Raw genomic sequence first — 16,532 nt, 5'->3', positions numbered from 1 at the left:
ATCGCGGGCAAGCCCGCTCCCACAAGGATTGATGGTGTACTCAACATGTGTGGGAGTACACGAAACCTGTGGGAGCGGGCTTGCCCGCGATGGCGGTAGTGGCCTAGGCGCTTACCTTCAGCCCAACCAACCCGAAAATGATCAACGCCACACTCGCCAGCCTTACCAGCGCCATGGATTCGCCAAACAGGATGATCCCGGCGATCACCGTGCCGACGGCGCCGACCCCGGTCCAGATCGCATAGGCCGTACCCAGCGGCAGTTCCTTCATGGCAAGGCCGAGCAAGCCAAGGCTGATCGCCATGGCCGCAACGGTCAAAACGGTGGGGAGCGGGCGGGTGAAGCCGTCGGTGTACTTGAGGCCGACGGCCCAGCCCACTTCGAACAGGCCGGCGAAAAACAGAATGATCCAGGACATGAAGACCTCCATCGTCTGACGGGGTCGTCCCCTGATTAATGACTCGATCGAGCCGCGAGGTCGTCCTCGCGATGCGCAATATAGTGCCCAGCATTAACCCGGGGATCAAGTTTCCAATCAGTCGCTGACTTGCCTGGCGGCCGTTTCCCGATCCTGTTTCTCGCTCATGCGACGGAAATACGTCGAGAGCAGCGCCCCGGAAATGTTGTGCCAGACGCTGAACAACGCGCTGGGCACCGCCGCCAGCGGCGAGAAGTGCGCGCTGGCCAGTGCCGCGCCCAGCCCGGAGTTCTGCATGCCGACTTCCAGGGCCAGGGACTTGCGCTGTGCCAGAGGCAGCTTGAACAGGCGCCCGGTGAAATAACCGAGCAAGTAGCCAAAGCTGTTGTGCAGCATGACCACGGCCATGATCAACAGACCGGACTCGGCAATCTTCGCCTGGCTGGCGGCCACCACGGCGGTGACGATGATCACGATGCTCACCACCGACACCAGCGGCAGCACGTCCACGGCGTGGCGAACCTTGTCGCCGAGCACTCGTTGGGCCACCACGCCCAGCACGATCGGCAACAGCACCACTTGCAGGATCGACCAGAACAGCTCCATGAACGACACCGGCAACCAGGCCGAGGCCAGCAGCCAGATCAGCGCCGGTGTCAGCAGCGGGGCGAGGAGGGTGGTGACGGCGGCGATGGCCACCGACAACGCCAGGTCGCCGCGGGCCAGCCAGGTCATCACGTTCGACGAGGTGCCGCTTGGGCAGCAGCCGACCAGAATCACGCCGACGGCGATTTCCGGCGGCAAGTGAAACGCCTGGCAGAGCAACCACGCCACGCCGGGCATGATCACGAAATGGGCAACCACGCCCAAGGCCACGCGCCACGGATGGCGGGCGACTTCGGCGAAGTCTTCGAGTTTGAGGGTCAGGCCCATGCCGAACATCACCAGCCCCAGCAAGGGCACGATGGCGCCTTTGAGGCCGAGGAACCATGCCGGCTGCAGAAACGCCACGACAGCGAAAATCAGTACCCAGTAGGCGAAGGTGTTGCCGACAAAACGACTCAATGCAGCCAGTGCGCGCATGGCTTGATCCTTATTTTAAGTGACGCTACAAAACCCCTGTAGGAGCGAGCTTGCTCGCGATGGTGTGTCAGACAAAGAGGGGCTACTGACACTCCATCGTCGGAACGCCGCCCGGAGCAAGCTCGCTCCTACAGGAAAGATCACCAGGGTTTAGATCCCCTGCGGAGTCTCTTCCCCACCCAGCGCTTCAACCAGTGCCGGCAGGAAGTCGCCGAAGGTCAGCATCATCAGGGTGAAGCTGGCGTCCAGTTGGCCCAGGGCTTCTTCGCCGCCGTCCTGTTCCGCCTGATCCTGCAGCAGGTCTTCGAACTTCAGGCGCTTGACCACCATCTTGTCGTCGAGGACGAACGACAGTTTGTCCTGCCAGGCCAGGGACAGCTGAGTGACCACTTTGCCGGTGCTCAGGTGCAGCTGGATTTCTTCGCTGGTCAGGTCCTGGCGCTTGCAGCGCACGATGCCGCCGTCTTCGTGGGTGTCGCGCAGTTCACACTCGTCCAGCACGAAGAAATCGTCCGCGGCTTTCTGCGTGGTGACCCACTCGGTCATGGTCGCGGTCGGGGACATCTTCACGGTCAGCGGACGCACCGGCAGGGTGCCGATCACTTCGCGCAAGGTCGACAGCAGGTCTTCGGCGCGTTTCGGGCTGGCCGAGTTGACCAGGATCAGGCCCTGTTTCGGCGCGATGGCGGCGAAGGTCGAGGAACGGCGGATAAAGGCGCGAGGCAGGAAGGCCTGGATGATTTCATCCTTGATCTGATCGCGTTCCTTCTTATAGACCTTGCGCATCTGCTCGGCTTCGATCTCTTCGACCTTTTCCTTGACCGCGTCACGCACGACGCTGCCCGGCAGAATACGTTCTTCCTTGCGGGCGGACACCAGCAGGAAGTCGCCGCTGACGTGCACCAGTGGCGCATCTTCGCCTTTGCCGAACGGCGCGACGAAACCGTAGGTGGTCAACTCCTGGCTTGCACATGGGCGCGCCAGTTTGGTGGCCAGTGCAGTTTCCAACGCCTCGGCATCAACAGGCAGATCTTGGGTCAGGCGATAGATAAGCAGGTTTTTGAACCACATGGGGTGAGTCTCTCCTTTATACAAAGGGGGGCATTATTGACTTCGCCGTGCCATAGGCCAACCTTTCTCTAAGCCTTTGGAAGGCCTCGGAAAATTATTTTAAAAAGTGCTTGCCAGAGGTTGGGTCGCTCCGTAGAATGCGCGCCACACCGAAGCGAAGGGTGATTAGCTCAGCTGGGAGAGCGTCTGCCTTACAAGCAGAATGTCGGCGGTTCGATCCCGTCATCACCCACCATTCGTTTCAAGTGTTTAGCGCAGCGGTAGTTCAGTCGGTTAGAATACCGGCCTGTCACGCCGGGGGTCGCGGGTTCGAGTCCCGTCCGCTGCGCCATATTCGGTAACCTGGAACACTGAACGCCAGGTCACCACGGAAGAACCCGCAAACGCGGGTTTTTTTCTGCCTCAAAGTTTGTACAGTTGTACCCGCGGGATGTGTCGTTTTACCGGTTTTCGGATTTATTTGAAAAAACTTCAATTAAATCAACACTTTACGAAAACTTGTGGCATAATGCGTCCCGTAACGAAGCGAAGGGTGATTAGCTCAGCTGGGAGAGCGTCTGCCTTACAAGCAGAATGTCGGCGGTTCGATCCCGTCATCACCCACCATTCGTTTCAAGCGTTTCGCGCAGCGGTAGTTCAGTCGGTTAGAATACCGGCCTGTCACGCCGGGGGTCGCGGGTTCGAGTCCCGTCCGCTGCGCCATATTCGGTAATCTGGAACACTGAACGCCAGATCACCACGGAAAGCCCGCCTAGTGCGGGCTTTTTGCTGTTCGGGATTTGGCTTTCCTGGCTCTCTGCGGGAGCGAGCTGGCTCGCGAAGGTCGTGAACGATAACGCGTAAATTCAGGTGCCCAGCGGTGCCTATGGGTTTCTCGCGAGCAAGGCTCGCTCCTACAGTTCGGCATTGCGGGCGTGCCGGTAGTCGCTGACGGCTTCGTATACGGCCTTGCGCAGGCGATTGATCCCGCCGATGGGGCGGTGCGCCTCGATGCCGAACCAGGGGTTGAACGACTGGTTGTCGCATTGCAGGTTCAGCGCCGGTGTATCGAAGTCCTGCGCCGCAACCTTGATCCGCGCCACCGTCTCGAAGGGCGCATCGCTCTCGCGCCATTCAATGCTGGTGTCCTCGATCGGCATGTACTTGTTGGCGTCCTGCCGCTGGATTTGCAAAGCGAAACACGCGGGTATCCGGTCGGTCGACAGCTGTTGGTTCAGCGCATTGCGCAGAAAGTTCGGCAGCTTGCGATTTTGTTCCGGCAGGTTGTAGACCGGGCAACTGTCCGGATCGGGCATGACCCGGAACTTCGCATTGGCTTCGCCGAACTTGTAGGGTGAAACCGAAAAATACGTCGTCTGGGTCGGGCTCGACGGAGCCGGGGACAGTGTCGCCAGGGCAATGAACAGGTGGCGAACCTGCCATCCGCGTGGATCCCAGCCGGGGAAGAAGGCCATGATCTTTTTACCGTCGGCTTGAGCGGCGACGTTCTGACGGTATTCGGCGACATTGCTTACAAAGAAGTTCGGATGGCTGAACATCACGAAATCCTGTTCGTTTCGCCCAGGTTGATCGCTCAGCAGTTGTTTACCCGTAACATCGAGCAGTTTGATCGCCATGCCCCGGGCGTCGCGGATGCTGTCGAACTGCGGGTAGGCATTGCCGTTGGACAGGCGCAGCGTCGCTTGCCAGGTTTTCCCCGGCTCGCTGAATACGCCCTGGCGCAGTTCGATTGGCAGTTCCGGCAGCACCTGGACCTCGGCCTTCACACAGCCGTGGGCCTTGGCATGGGCGTCACGCAGGTAGCGGGTGCTTTCGCGGTGCTGGTCGACGATGCGCACCGCCGTCTGGATGATGTCCCGGGTCATCGCGGCTTCGCCTTCGGGAACAAGCTCCTGCGCCGAGACCGGCCCGCGTTGCTGCCAGGCGAACCAGGCGGTGGCCAATGCCCAGCCAAGTACGCCCAGCCCCAGCAGCCACAGCAACAGCTTGCCGAGGAAGGCGCCCAGTCGTAGCCAGAGAGTTGTCAGCATGGGTAAGTCCTTTTGGCTGAGGCTGTGGTCATGGCAATTGCGCTTCCAGCGGGCCGCCCAGCACTTTCAGGTATTCCAGCAGTGCCCAGCGTTCTTGCGGCTCCAACCAGCGGCCGATCACGCCATTGCCGAGTTTGCCGGCACGGAATTCATGACCGCTGTTGTGGTTGCCGGTAATGCGCGTGTCGAACAGAAAACCGTTGGCGAAGGCTTCGGTGCGGTAGCCCAGGTGCCCCGGGTCGTACTCGAACGTGCCTTTGTAGAAGGTGGTCGCACGCTCATCCTGAGGCGACAGCAGTTGATAGATGCTCGCAACCGAACCGTTGTGCAGAAACGGCGCTGTCGCCCATACGCCTGCCAACGGCCTGGCCTTGTACGAACGCAATTCGCGCACACCGATCGGCAGGCCGAAACCGTCCATTTGCGGACGCTCGGCAGGGCTGACCCTGGCGTCTTGATAGGCGCGGTCCTGGACATAGGCGGTGACATAGGCCAGCCCCTTGGTCACGGACATTTTGCTCAGGTCCAGGGGTTCGGTGGGTTTCGGCTCGACATCAAGCTGTTCCAGCTCCGCCTGCTTCCATTGCAGCGCTGTCAGGTCGAAGCGGTGGTCGGCGATGTTATTGGCTGCACCGGGGTCTGTGCCGATGTAATCCACCGGGAGCATTTTCAGGTGTTGAACGTATCGCCCCTCGCCCTGGGTCGAACGCGGTACATGACAACCCGCGCAGTTTTCGGCGAACAAGGCGCGGCCCTGGGCTGCCAGAGGCGTGTCGACCGCACCCAGCAGATCTTCCGGCCAGGCTGGAGGCGCGAGGCGTTGCAGGGTTTCTTCGATCAGGTGCAGGTCGCGCACACGGACGCTGGAGGGGTAGCGGGCATCGCCCATCAACGGCTGGCCGTTCTTGTCGAAGAAGTTCAGTGTGGCGCCGACGCCCAACGCCTCGCCGATGTTGCGGGCCATCGGTTGTTTCGCCGAGCCGTTCCACTGCACCCATTCGAATGTCCACATGTCCCACAACTGCGGATAATCGACCGGAGCGTTGGCCACGCGGTAGTTGTCGGGGGAAATGGCGTCACCGAAGCTGGCGTTGGCAATGCGCCCGAAGGCGTCTGTGCGCCCCGGGCCTTCTTCGGTCGGATAGAGCCCGCGATGGGTGTCGTTCCAGGCCACTTTGAGGAACGTATTGAGCGAGGATTTGAACTCTTTGCGCAACGCTTGGTGGCGGGCGTCGTAGTCCTGACCCAGCACGTTGCGTGCGAAACGTTCGAACTTCCACGGGTTGTAGTAAGTGGAGGCGAGACTGGCTACCAGGGCCTGTCCGAAACTGGCCCCCTTGAGTGTAGGAACAGTGGACGGCAGCACATGCTGCGCCGAGCCGCCGTCGATACGCACGGCTTGACCCTTGAAACGCAGTTCGCCGGTATGACAGGCCGCGCAGGTGATATCCAGAAACATATCCGCGCTGCCGGCATTCTGGTGCCGGGTAAAGCCCACGGGAAGGTTACCGGGGTTGAGCGGTGTCGGTTTCTGGCCAGGGTCGATCAGAAATCCGAAGCGCGCGAGGTATTCGGGGGCGGCGAAGCGTTGTTGCGAAAAGGGCAGTTCGAGGGCGGTGAACCAGTCATAACGCAAGCCTTTGACCTGGGTACCCTGGGGGGTGAAGTAGTAGGTTTCGCGGTCGGCCGCGCTCCATTGCTCCAGATAGTGCACTTGCTGCGCAGGCGACCAGGCCGGCAGTTTCGGGTTGGCGACGTAGTAGAGCACCACGGCCATGACCAGCCCGAGCAGTACTGCGATGAGAACCAGCAAGCGAAGGAAGAGGCGCAAGATAAACATCCTTGTCGAATTATCATGCCGTTATGCCCGAGTGCCCGGGGTGCGGCAAGAGGCCATTACGCCAGATGTTGTAGGCTCAGGATTCAGTCGGCGTGGGAACCCGATGAAAGAAGCTTCATCAGCCGAATTGTGAAATGCGTTTAAACACCTGAACTTATCAATTGTTTCCGGCTCTCATGCCGGTAGCCATTGGTCGTGGCGGCCTGATAAGCTCGCGGCTTTACTCGATTGCCCTTTAGGCGCATGAACAAGGAAATAGCATGAAACAGCATCGGTTGGCGGCGGCGGTGGCCCTGGTTGGCCTGGTACTCGCGGGTTGTGATTCGCAGACCAGCGTAGAGCTGAAAACTCCGGCGCAAAAAGCTTCCTACGGCATTGGCCTGAACATGGGCAAGAGCCTGGCTCAGGAAGGCATGGATGACCTGGATTCGAAAGCTGTAGCCCAGGGCATCGAAGACGCCGTCGGCAAGAAAGAGCAGAAGCTCAAGGACGAAGAACTGGTTGAAGCGTTCGCCGCACTGCAAAAGCGTGCCGAAGAGCGCATGGCCAAGATGAGCGAAGAGTCGGCAGCTGCCGGCAAGAAATTCCTCGAGGACAACGCCAAGAAACCTGGCGTGACCACCACCGCTTCGGGCTTGCAGTACGAAGTCGTGCAGAAGGCCGATGGCCCTCAGCCAAAACCGTCTGACGTAGTGACCGTTCACTACACCGGCAAGCTGACCAACGGCACCGTATTCGACAGTTCCGTCGAGCGCGGCAGCCCGATCGATCTGCCGGTCAGCGGCGTGATCCCGGGTTGGGTCGAAGGCCTGCAACTGATGCACGTTGGCGAGAAGTACAAGCTGTACATCCCTGCTGACCTGGCTTACGGCGCTCAAAGCCCGAGCCCGGCGATTCCAGCCAACTCGGTGCTGGTATTCGACCTGGAACTGCTGGCCATCAAGGATCCGGCAAAAGAAGACGCCGCTGCCAAGTAATCAGCGCCTGCTTCGATAACAACGCCTCGCTCATGCGGGGCGTTGTTGCATCTGGCGTTCGGTACGGGTAAACAAAACGAACAGACGCTCTGGACCGGAGTCTTAGCCATAGTAGCCTCGGCGGTAGACGCACAAGGCCGCCAAGTCAATGAAATTATGGGTTTTTTTTGATGAGTAAAAAACGCCCGATCTGAACGCAGGCCTTGTAAAACGGGGCTTTCAGCGGTGAAAAGCGGCTCTGTTCACAAGGTTATCCACAATTTGTGTGGATAACATTTCAATGGGAGGAATGATGAAAGCACCCTGGAATTTCGCTCGTTTCCTGCCACTGGCCGGACGCCTGCTGGCACGCGGTCGATTGCCGACCCTGTTGTTCGCGGTCGCCAGCAAGGGCGCGAGCCAGGGCTATCGGCTGGGCAAGATCAAGGACGATTTGAAGCTGCTGCAGGCACTCTGCCTTGCGTACTGGCGTGGTGAGTATCGGGCCATCAGCCCCAAGTCACTGATTTCGGTCGTTGCGGGCCTGATGTATTTCCTCAGCCCGGTGGATGCGATCCCGGATTTCATTCCGGTGTTCGGCATGTTCGATGACATCGCGGTATTGGCGTGGCTGATGAAAGTGCTCGACGACGAACTCGATGCCTTCCGTTCCTGGCGCAAACGGCAAGTGCCGGAGAAGCTCGCAGTGGTCGAGCGTCTGCCCGCTACCCCCGAGCAACTGCAACTTCAAGGCCCGAAAAAACGTTGAGTCGATTGCGACCTGCTCACAGATAGATGCCCCCCGCGACCTTGGCCGCTGTTAGGATTACACTTCTAGGGAAAAGTGCCGACGCGCTAAGTGTTTTTGTCCTACGGGGTAGTCATGGATATTCAGATAATTACACGCGAAGGCGAGCCCGAATACGCGGTTCTGCCATGGGCTCAGTATCAGGCGTTACTGAAAGCAGCAGGCATCAAGGAGCAAGCGTCGGCTGAAGCCACGAAGGTTCAGGCGGCAACACCAGACGTGATTCTTCCGGGTCTGGATCAACTACGCAGTTTGCGCGAAGGGAAGGGCATCGCCATCGAGGCGCTGGCCCGCACGGTAGGCATCAGCCCGTCTTACCTGGCCATGATCGAAAGTGGCGAGCGTCTGCCCGACGCCGCGATTCGCCGCAGCCTGGCCTGGGAATTGACGGTGCCTGGGTGGAGGGATGAATCGTGAGCGTACGCATTAGTCGTCAACACTGGGACGGATTGCTGGGCGAACTGGATCAGGCGCGACGCCAGCGCCATCTGTTGACGTATCGGGCATTGCTGGAGCGTTTGCAGTTGCCGACCCCGGCCATGCAGACCCTGACGGCGGCCCTCGAGCATCTGGCGGCCCTGGACGCCAAGGCAGAGCAGCCATTGCGCAGTTCACTGGTGATCAGCCAGGGCGCCAGCCGCTTGCCGCGCACCGGGTTCTTTGAGTGCGTCGAGCGCCTCGGGCGTTTCTCCGGGCCATCGGACGGCGTTGCCGCAGCTTCCTGGCACGCGTCGGAAGTGGTGCGGGTGTTCGAATACGAATACCCGGAATCGGCCGAGGCCTGAGTGTTTTTACAACTCAAGGCGCGGGCCGGCTACTGGCTCGCGCGCAGGCTGTTTCACTGGTCGTGGTTTGTCCGCCAGCCACGAGGCTGGCGCTGGCTCGAAGGCCAGTTCGCACGCATGGCCAACCTGGGCGACGTCGGCGCCCAGAGCTTCTATGGGCACATCCTGACGTTTCGCGGCGTCGGCCTCGGTGCTCGTGAGGAGGGCGTGCGTTTGCTGCGCCTGGCGGCGTTGGCGGGCGATGGCAAGGCAGCGTATCAAGTGGGCGTGATCAGTCTGGCCGGAACGGCGAGCAAGGCGCCGGATCCGGCCGAAGCAGCGCGCTTCTGGGAGATCGCGGCGAAGGCCGGGCATCCGTTGGCGCCGATCAAGTTGCACGCATTGAAAGCTCATGATCCTGGTCATTGATTACCCGTGTTTCGACAAGCAAGCAGGTTGACCTGACAGCCGCGAAAAGCCTTTCATCAACTGTCAGCTCTGGCCAGAGTTAAACTAGCCTCACCTATCCTGTTTATTTTTTTATTAGTCGTGAGAACTCATTGAGTACGTTTGTCTTGTTACTGTTGTATACGCGGATTGTATATTGAGCGATATCGTAGGGGTGCGCTTCCATGTCTACGGGGTAGACCTTGTTGTCTTTCTCGGAGAAAAGAAAATTTTTGCCTTGTATGTCTTGATGGTATAAATCTTTCTTTTCCATCTCGTGGAATGCATCTTGTAGTGCATCTGCGGCCTGTGCTGGCAAAGTGTTTTCTTTGATTTTATGCAGCGGGATTCCGTCTAGTTTTATCATCTTGAGATAGGCGCTGCCATTCTCAATCATTGCTGTTGCTGAGCCCGCTCCGTAATAGGTGTTAAAACCGCTTTCTTCGGGTGCAATATAAGCTGGGATTTTAATGGCGTCTTTCACGTTATGGTATTTCTTGTAAACATGTCGGCCATCCTTGCTTTCATAAATTTCGCCATAACCACCACTGTCGATAGGATCGCGATCACCTATATCTGCCGAGACCGAAATGACGTTATCCCCATTGGCTCCGACTGCTAGTTGCAACTGTGCCATTGATTTCTCAATAGATGCAGACAAGCTGTTTTTTTCAGGCTCCCTTATAAGTGGTTGCGTACCCAGAGACTCTAAGAGGGAGAGAGGGGAGTGTGTCGGTGCAAGCGCATTTTCTTGTGAAGGATGATTCACCAAAGTTTTGTTCTCGGGAGGACTGTCTTCAGACTGGCGCCTGATCATCCGTCCATCTATATCTTCAAAGGTCAGCGGATTGTTTCTCACCATCCTATATAGGTTCAGTCCATCCACCGTTTCCATCGGATCCGAGCTTAACCAGCGCCCTGCCCAAGGTTGATAATAGCGATACCCATAGTAATACAAACCTGTGGCATCGCGTTCCTTGCCCGAGTAGCGGTGGGTTTTGTAATCCGCTTCAATCTGGTTTCGTGTTGTCCATACGGCGGTGCCGCCATATGGATAGTACTCTTCCAGACTAATTATGTTCCCGGCTCCGTCGATCTCCAGCCCGCTGCTACCCACCAGGTTGGTGTAGCTGTAACGGATTTGGTCGTTGCGGGCGGAATCTCGTTTGCCACTTTCCCAGTGCAACATCCGTACTTGGGTTCGTCCCACCTCACCCAGCGTAATGACATGCAGGCTTTCCTTATTCGTGCTGCCGCTTATCGTGGTGCGCAGTTCAAGCCCCGGCAGGTACACCACGCGCTGAATCTGATGGCTGCCTGCGTTTTTTTTCATGTTGATCTTTATCACCCGCTGACTGTGCGCATCGTAGCGATATCGTTCGTTATCACTGGGTTCGCCATTACGAGTGACCGGGGTCACCTGCAGTAATTCCCCGCGCCCTGTCCAGACAAGATGTTGTCCCGGCTGCAACTGGTGCTGATGTCCGCCGATGCTGAAATATTTTTCTACTTGCGCAGGGTCGGCGGTCAGACTGTCCAGCACTCCGCGGTTACTACTATTGGAGACCGTTATACGAGTGGTGTAATTATGATTTGAGGCGGGAGCACGGTGGCAGATCTGGGTCAGGTTTCCACCATCATCATAAGTGTAGTGACGGGTATAGGTGGTGAAGTTACTCTGGTCTGCGGTAAGGGGGGCGGAGAGGCCAGGCAGGCTGTTTTTCTGCTGTGCGATTGCAACTGTTTCCCGGCCGGTGGCGCTGATCAGTTGGTAGAGACTGTCGTAAGTGCAGGTGTTTTCCGGGACTATTTTTTGATTGCGCCAGAACCGGGTGGCTTCGGCATCATTGGTGACACGCAGCACATTGCCAACTGGGTCATACATGTATCGCAGGTCTTGCAGAACTTTTGCACCGCCTGCGTGCCCAAGCGGACGCTCTGTCTTGATACCGGTAAGGCGCTGAGTCTGCGGTTCATACGTATAGGTGGTCAGCACTCCATTGCCATGTTCTTCCCGTAACTTCTGACCGGTCGCCGAGTACGTCAGGGATTTCACGATAATCTGCTCCGTGTCCCCTTTCAGTGTCAGCCAACTGCCTTGTAACAGGCCGGTCACGTCATAGGCCAATCGCTGTACATGACCCATTGCGTCTGTGGTGGTCAGCACTGTGCCTGTAGCATCTGCCGTACTCTTCGTGACGAATGCTTCTGGTGCCAGATGGTCATTCCAGTCTGACTCCCCGTTGCCCTGCCAATCGGCACCTGCGTCATCCGGCAACAATTGCCGTGTAACCGACTGAGGCAGGCCGGTTAGCGTCACACTATTGGTCTGGCTGAGTCCGACCGTGTCGTAATGACAAGCGCATTGCCCGGCGAGGTTCAAGTCTTGCTCTGCAGGACTGTTGCCAGCCCAGACAAAGCGTTCCGTGATACAGGGCTTCTGGCCGGCAACGTGTTCGGTGATGCCCAGCAAGTGGCCAGATAGTGTGTTTTCTTCGTACTGCCAGGTGCGCATGACCCCCGTGGCATTGACGGCCAGTGCTGGCCGGCCTGCACTGTCATTCAGTGTGACCGCATTGCCGGAGTCCACGCTGTCAGAGCCTGTCACACTACCGGTCAGGCTGGTCAGGTAGGTGAAGTTCGGTTTTGCCCTGGCATCCGACTGCTTGAGGGCGAACAGCCTCGGGTCAATACTCTGTGTCAGATGACCTCGGGAATCAAAATTGTGACGGGTAATGCGTGCTTCGGTCGCGGTTGGTGGGCCCGGGAGACGGCGGTACTCGATGGTGCGCACCGACAGCCCGCGGTTATCTATTGACGTGATCAGTGGGGTGTTCCGATGTGTACCCTCATCATTGCTGCGCATGCGTAATCCCTCGCTGGCGGAAAGTGTCAGACTGCTTTAGTTCTGGACAACAAGATCTATCAGACGCAGTTCTTTTCTACCAGCTTGGTTTGAGTACACTGTATTGCCATCCACTAACACTTCCAAACCACGGGGCGGGTCATGGACATCAACGTTGGCCGGCAACCAGTGATTCTCCGATAGCCCGTACCACCAGGCTATCAATCACATGCACGCTACAGCCCTGCACATTCTTCGCATGGTGCTTGGCCTGTGATGCCATCTCGGCCAACCGGCTCGCGTCGAGTTGTGCACAGGCCTGTGGATGCAGGTGCACCACCCCGATCGACAGCGACAACAGCGCAAACTCCTGGCGCACGCCCTGGCGGTTCGGTGCGATGAAGCATCCGGCTTCCAGGTGCTCGCTGCGGTAGAAGCGCCGGCACTGGCTCTGGAAGTCGTCGAGCAACTGGTTCAAGCGTTTGCGCCAGTCTTCCGGGCCCAGCACCAGCAGGAAATCATCGCCGCCGATGTGGCCCACGAAGTCGCGGGAGGGATCGACGCGGTCGTTCAGGCATTGCGCCAGGCACAGCAGGACTTCGTCGCCGCGGCCATAGCCGTAGATGTCGTTGAAGGGTTTGAAGCTATCGATGTCGACGTAGCAGATCACCGATTCCCGTTGCTGTTGCAGCAGTCGCGTCAGGCATTGCTGGATGGGTACGTTGCCCGGTAGCAGGGTCAGCGGGTTGGCGTAGCGGGCCTGCTGGATCTTCAGTTCGGTAATCAGTTTGAGCACATCTATGACACGGCCCAACCCGAGATAGCCGCCATTGAGGCTGATGATGAAATCTTCTTCGATGCGCTGGCGGGCACGGCCCGTGATCAGGCGGCTGACTTGTTGCAGCGACTGGCTCAGCTCGACAGCGAGGAAGTCATCGTTCATCAAGCGACTGATGGGTTTGCGGGCGAACAGGTCGGTGGCAAAGGGCTTGAGCAGGGCATCGGAGAGCGAATGGCGATGGACGATGCCGCAGGGTTGCCCCTGTTCATCCAGCACCGCCAGCGAGTTCAGGTTGGCCTGGCGGCGAAAGGCTTCGAGCACCATGGCGGTCGGGGTGTCCCTGCTCACGGCAGGTTGCTCGTTGAGCAGGGCGCTGAGGTCGCTGCCGTCCTCGCTCAGTACAACGGCGGTGCTGTCCTGTCGGGGCATCAATGCCCGGGCATCCCGTGGCGGGTGTTCCTGGGGCCGGCAGAGCAGGTAGCCCTGCACCAGGTCCACGCCCATTTCGGTCAGCACCGCGAGTTCTTCCGCCAGCTCGATACCTTCGGCGATGACTTGCGCCCGCGAGGCCTTGGCGATTTGCAGGATCGAGCCGACGAACTCGCGCTTGAGCGCATCCTGATGAATGCCATCAATGAAATGCCGGTCGATTTTCACGTAGTCCGGTCGTAGCTCGGACCACAAGCGCAAACTCGAATAACCCGCCCCCAGATCATCCAGCGCAATCGAAAACCCCATCGCCCGGTAGTGATGCAGGGCGGTCTGCAGCAGTTGGAAATCATCCGTCGGTGTCTGTTCCGTGAGCTCGATGACCACCTGGCTCGGCGCAATGCCGAAGTCCTGCAGCAATTGCAGGGTGCGTCCCGGTTGATGCGCCGCTTCGAGCAGGGATTCCGGGGATACGTTCAGGAACAACAGGCCAGGCAGTTGTTGTTCGTTGAAGCGTCGGCAGGCGCTTTGGCGGCAGGCAATTTCCAGCTCGCTCAGGCGTCCGGCCTGGCGGGCGACGGCGAACAGCGCGACAGGGGAGTGCAGAGGGCTGTTGGAGGGGCCGCGACTGAGGGCTTCGTAGCCGAGGATGCGCCGTTCGGAGAGGCTGATGATCGGCTGGAACAAGCTGTGCAAACCGCCTTGAGTCAGGATCGAGCCCAATGCACTCAGCTGTTCGGTTGTGGTCATGGCGATCTCTGGCGATAAAAAAAGGACCGGGCGGCCCTTGGTAAAAGAGGCACGCCCGGTCCTTTATTTCACGACAGAATGATGACTGTTTGATGACGCTCCGGGGAGCGTTAGCATTAAATTGCCATCAGCTGTTTGTGCGCACTCAGTGCTTGGCCACTGCCGTGTTGAGTTTCAGGTAGTCCAGCAGAATCCGCCCGGTTTCGCTCAGGTAGGCATCGTCTTCCGGCTTGGTCTTGTCATCCTCGGCGGCAATGGCGTCCTCGTCTTCTTTCTTCAGCTCTTTGAGCGGTTCTTCGCCCTTGGCCTTGCGACGGATGTTTTCCATTGCCAGCTGTTTGGCTTCGATGTCGGCGTGCTGGGCACGACGCTCGACCTCATTGAGGCTGACGGTTTTTTCGGCCATCAGTTTCTGCGCCAGGGCCAGCTTGTCGCGGATGAACACGAACTCCGCATCCTTGGCCGTACGCAGGTCATGCTCGGACTTGAGCTGCGAAATGTACGGCTTGAACGGGTCCACCGCCGGCTTGATCGCCGCCTTGATAGTGTCCCACGGCATGGCTTCGGGCAGGGCGCTTTCACCGATTTCCTTGGTGTCGATGATCGACGGGTAATCGATGTCCGGCAAGACGCCCTGATGCTGGGTGCTCTGCCCGGAAACCCGGTAGAACTTGGCCAGGGTCAGTTTCAGTTCGCCATGATTGAGCGGCTGAATGGTCTGCACGGTGCCTTTGCCGAAGGTCTGGCCGCCGATGATCAGTGCGCGGTGGTAGTCCTGCATGGCGCCGGCAAAAATCTCCGAAGCCGAGGCGGACAGGCGGTTGACCAGCAACGCCATCGGGCCTTTGTAGAACGCGCCCGGGTTTTCATCTTCAAGCACATCGACGCGGCCATCGGCGTTACGCACGAGCACGGTCGGGCCTTTGTCGATGAACAGGCTGGTCAGCTCGGTGGCTTCCTGCAAGGAGCCGCCGCCGTTGTTGCGCAGGTCGATGACCACGCCGTCGACTTTCTCTTTCTGCAGCTCGGTCAGCAGTTTCTTGACGTCGCGGGTGGTGCTCTTGTAGTCCGGGTCGCCGGCACGGAAGGCCTTGAAGTCCAGATAGAACGCCGGGATTTCGATGACGCCGAGCTTGTAGTCCTTGCCGTCCTGCTTGAGGTTCAAGACCGATTTTTTCACGGCCTGGTCTTCGAGCTTCACCGCTTCACGGGTGATCGGCACGATCTTGGTGGTCTGGTCGTTCGGCGCATTGCTGGCCGGGATGACTTCCAGGCGCACCACGGTGCCTTTCGGACCACGGATCAGCTTGACCACTTCGTCCAGGCGCCAGCCCACCACGTCGACCATTTCCTTGTTGCCCTGGGCAACGCCGATGATCTTGTCGGCCGGTGCAACCTGCTTGGTCTTGTCCGCCGGACCTGCCGGCACCAGGCGCACGACTTTCACCTGGTCGTTATCGCTCTGTAACACGGCGCCGATGCCCTCGAGGGACAGGCTCATGTTGATGTCGAAGTTCTCCGCGTTATCCGGCGACAGATAGTTGGTGTGCGGGTCGTAGGACATGGCGAAGGTGTTGATGTACGCCTGGAAGATGTCTTCCGCGCGGGTCTGGTCCAGACGCGCCAGCTGGTTCTTGTAGCGCTTGGTCAGGGTTTCCTGGATCTGCTTGGAATCCTTGCCGGCGATCTTCTGACGCAGCACTTCATCCTTGACGCGTTTGCGCCACAGGTCGTCGAGCTCGGCGGTGGATTTGAGCCAAGGGGCATCCTTGCGGTCGATCAGCAAGGTTTCCTTGGTGGTGAAGTCGATCTTGTCGACGCCCTTGTTCAGCTCGGCAAGGGCGAAGTCCAGACGCGCCTTCACGCGGTCCAGGTAGCGCTTGTAGATGGTGAACCCGGCGTTGAGGTCGCCGCTTTTGAGGAAGTCGTCGAACTGCGTCTTCCACTTGTCGAATTCGGCAATGTCGCTGGCCATGAAGTAGCTGCGCGACGGATCCAGCAGCTTGAGGTAGCTGTCGTAGATGATCACCGAGCGCGCGTCATCGAGTGGCGGCTTGCTGTAGTGGTGGCGCTTGAGCAACTCCACGACGTTCAGGCTGGCGATCACTTCGTCACGATCGGGTTGAAGCTTGTCCCAGCTATTGGCTGCGAAGGTGTTGCCCGACATCGGCAGCAAGCCGATACCGATGATCAAGGCGAGGGCGGTGCTGGGGAACAGATGCTTCATGCTGATTCGACGCGGGGACAATTGATAACGCATATTAGGCCGTCTTTGAAGTCGCCGGTTCTTTGGGAGCCGGTCGCATAATG

Annotated in this window: 13 protein-coding genes and 4 tRNA genes; 9 read left to right on the top strand and 8 right to left on the bottom strand. The window is 58.8% G+C overall.

Annotated features, from left to right (window positions below):
- Positions 1 to 103: 103 nt before the first annotated feature.
- The 3 genes from sugE to rdgC form a co-directional block, all read right to left on the bottom strand.
- Positions 104 to 418 (bottom strand): quaternary ammonium compound efflux SMR transporter SugE, encoded by a 315-nt coding sequence (gene sugE, locus EI969_RS25190; protein ID WP_110660101.1) that lies wholly within the window; start codon positions 416 to 418, stop codon positions 104 to 106.
- Between the two features lie 117 nt (positions 419 to 535).
- Positions 536 to 1,501 carry a bile acid:sodium symporter family protein gene (locus EI969_RS25185; protein WP_160390151.1) on the bottom strand — a complete coding sequence of 322 codons (966 nt, stop codon included), beginning with the start codon at positions 1,499 to 1,501 and terminating at the stop codon, positions 536 to 538.
- A gap of 150 nt (positions 1,502 to 1,651) precedes the next feature.
- Entirely contained in the window at positions 1,652 to 2,572 is a 921-nt protein-coding gene (gene rdgC / locus EI969_RS25180) for a recombination-associated protein RdgC (protein WP_110662726.1), read from the bottom strand.
- A gap of 159 nt (positions 2,573 to 2,731) precedes the next feature.
- On the opposite strand from rdgC, the gene EI969_RS25175 reads away from it, so the two are divergent.
- The 4 genes from EI969_RS25175 (at position 2,732) to EI969_RS25160 (ending at position 3,274) form a co-directional block, all read left to right on the top strand.
- A tRNA-Val gene (locus tag EI969_RS25175) sits at positions 2,732 to 2,807 on the top strand.
- Positions 2,808 to 2,826: 19 nt separating this feature from the next.
- Positions 2,827 to 2,903 (top strand) — tRNA-Asp (locus EI969_RS25170).
- Between the two features lie 199 nt (positions 2,904 to 3,102).
- Positions 3,103 to 3,178 (top strand) — tRNA-Val (locus EI969_RS25165).
- A gap of 19 nt (positions 3,179 to 3,197) precedes the next feature.
- A tRNA-Asp gene (locus tag EI969_RS25160) sits at positions 3,198 to 3,274 on the top strand.
- Between the two features lie 191 nt (positions 3,275 to 3,465).
- Here EI969_RS25160 and EI969_RS25155 read toward each other — a convergent pair.
- On the bottom strand, positions 3,466 to 4,602 hold the full coding sequence (locus EI969_RS25155) for a catalase family protein (RefSeq protein WP_160390150.1): 1,137 nt from the start codon (positions 4,600 to 4,602) through the stop codon (positions 3,466 to 3,468).
- A 28-nt stretch (positions 4,603 to 4,630) separates the two neighbouring features.
- Entirely contained in the window at positions 4,631 to 6,433 is a 1,803-nt protein-coding gene (locus EI969_RS25150; RefSeq protein ID WP_160390149.1) for a di-heme-cytochrome C peroxidase, read from the bottom strand.
- A 269-nt stretch (positions 6,434 to 6,702) separates the two neighbouring features.
- Between EI969_RS25150 and EI969_RS25145 the strand changes: the two genes are divergently transcribed.
- The 5 genes from EI969_RS25145 (at position 6,703) to EI969_RS25125 (ending at position 9,399) form a co-directional block, all read left to right on the top strand.
- Positions 6,703 to 7,419 (top strand): FKBP-type peptidyl-prolyl cis-trans isomerase, encoded by a 717-nt coding sequence (locus tag EI969_RS25145; RefSeq protein WP_160390148.1) that lies wholly within the window; start codon positions 6,703 to 6,705, stop codon positions 7,417 to 7,419.
- Positions 7,420 to 7,711: 292 nt separating this feature from the next.
- Positions 7,712 to 8,167, top strand: a complete 456-nt coding sequence (locus EI969_RS25140; RefSeq protein WP_160390147.1) for a YkvA family protein — start codon at positions 7,712 to 7,714, stop codon at positions 8,165 to 8,167.
- Between the two features lie 114 nt (positions 8,168 to 8,281).
- Positions 8,282 to 8,623 carry a helix-turn-helix transcriptional regulator gene (locus EI969_RS25135; RefSeq protein WP_160390146.1) on the top strand — a complete coding sequence of 114 codons (342 nt, stop codon included), beginning with the start codon at positions 8,282 to 8,284 and terminating at the stop codon, positions 8,621 to 8,623.
- Positions 8,620 to 8,991: a hypothetical protein gene (locus tag EI969_RS25130; RefSeq protein ID WP_003223109.1), complete on the top strand. Its 372-nt coding sequence runs from the start codon at positions 8,620 to 8,622 to the stop codon at positions 8,989 to 8,991. The genes EI969_RS25135 and EI969_RS25130 overlap by 4 nt, the downstream gene beginning before the upstream one ends.
- Positions 8,992 to 9,399, top strand: coding sequence for a sel1 repeat family protein (locus EI969_RS25125; RefSeq protein WP_160390145.1), 408 nt, complete (start codon positions 8,992 to 8,994; stop codon positions 9,397 to 9,399). It begins immediately after the preceding gene.
- Between the two features lie 103 nt (positions 9,400 to 9,502).
- Here EI969_RS25125 and EI969_RS25120 read toward each other — a convergent pair whose 3' ends face one another.
- The 3 genes from EI969_RS25120 to EI969_RS25110 form a co-directional block, all read right to left on the bottom strand.
- Positions 9,503 to 12,283, bottom strand: a complete 2,781-nt coding sequence (locus EI969_RS25120) for an RHS repeat domain-containing protein (RefSeq protein ID WP_160390144.1) — start codon at positions 12,281 to 12,283, stop codon at positions 9,503 to 9,505.
- 148 nt (positions 12,284 to 12,431) lie between these two features.
- Positions 12,432 to 14,222, bottom strand: coding sequence for a bifunctional diguanylate cyclase/phosphodiesterase (locus tag EI969_RS25115; protein WP_160390143.1), 1,791 nt, complete (start codon positions 14,220 to 14,222; stop codon positions 12,432 to 12,434).
- Positions 14,223 to 14,367: 145 nt separating this feature from the next.
- Complete coding sequence (locus EI969_RS25110) at positions 14,368 to 16,449, bottom strand: carboxy terminal-processing peptidase (RefSeq protein ID WP_178120809.1); 2,082 nt, start codon at positions 16,447 to 16,449, stop codon at positions 14,368 to 14,370.
- Between the last annotated feature and the right edge of the window lie 83 nt (positions 16,450 to 16,532).

The organism is Pseudomonas sp. PB101 (assembly GCF_009764265.1).
Classification (GTDB): domain Bacteria; phylum Pseudomonadota; class Gammaproteobacteria; order Pseudomonadales; family Pseudomonadaceae; genus Aquipseudomonas.
This window is presented reverse-complemented; position numbering and strand designations above follow the sequence as displayed.

Coding starts and splice junctions, on each gene's coding strand:
- sugE (WP_110660101.1), bottom strand. CDS start 418: ATGTCCTGGATCATTCTGTTTTTCGCCGGCCTGTTCGAAGTGGGCTGG.
- EI969_RS25185 (WP_160390151.1), bottom strand. CDS start 1,501: ATGCGCGCACTGGCTGCATTGAGTCGTTTTGTCGGCAACACCTTCGCC.
- rdgC (WP_110662726.1), bottom strand. CDS start 2,572: ATGTGGTTCAAAAACCTGCTTATCTATCGCCTGACCCAAGATCTGCCT.
- EI969_RS25155 (WP_160390150.1), bottom strand. CDS start 4,602: ATGCTGACAACTCTCTGGCTACGACTGGGCGCCTTCCTCGGCAAGCTG.
- EI969_RS25145 (WP_160390148.1), top strand. CDS start 6,703: ATGAAACAGCATCGGTTGGCGGCGGCGGTGGCCCTGGTTGGCCTGGTA.
- EI969_RS25140 (WP_160390147.1), top strand. CDS start 7,712: ATGAAAGCACCCTGGAATTTCGCTCGTTTCCTGCCACTGGCCGGACGC.
- EI969_RS25135 (WP_160390146.1), top strand. CDS start 8,282: ATGGATATTCAGATAATTACACGCGAAGGCGAGCCCGAATACGCGGTT.
- EI969_RS25120 (WP_160390144.1), bottom strand. CDS start 12,283: ATGCGCAGCAATGATGAGGGTACACATCGGAACACCCCACTGATCACG.
- EI969_RS25115 (WP_160390143.1), bottom strand. CDS start 14,222: ATGACCACAACCGAACAGCTGAGTGCATTGGGCTCGATCCTGACTCAA.
- EI969_RS25110 (WP_178120809.1), bottom strand. CDS start 16,449: ATGAAGCATCTGTTCCCCAGCACCGCCCTCGCCTTGATCATCGGTATC.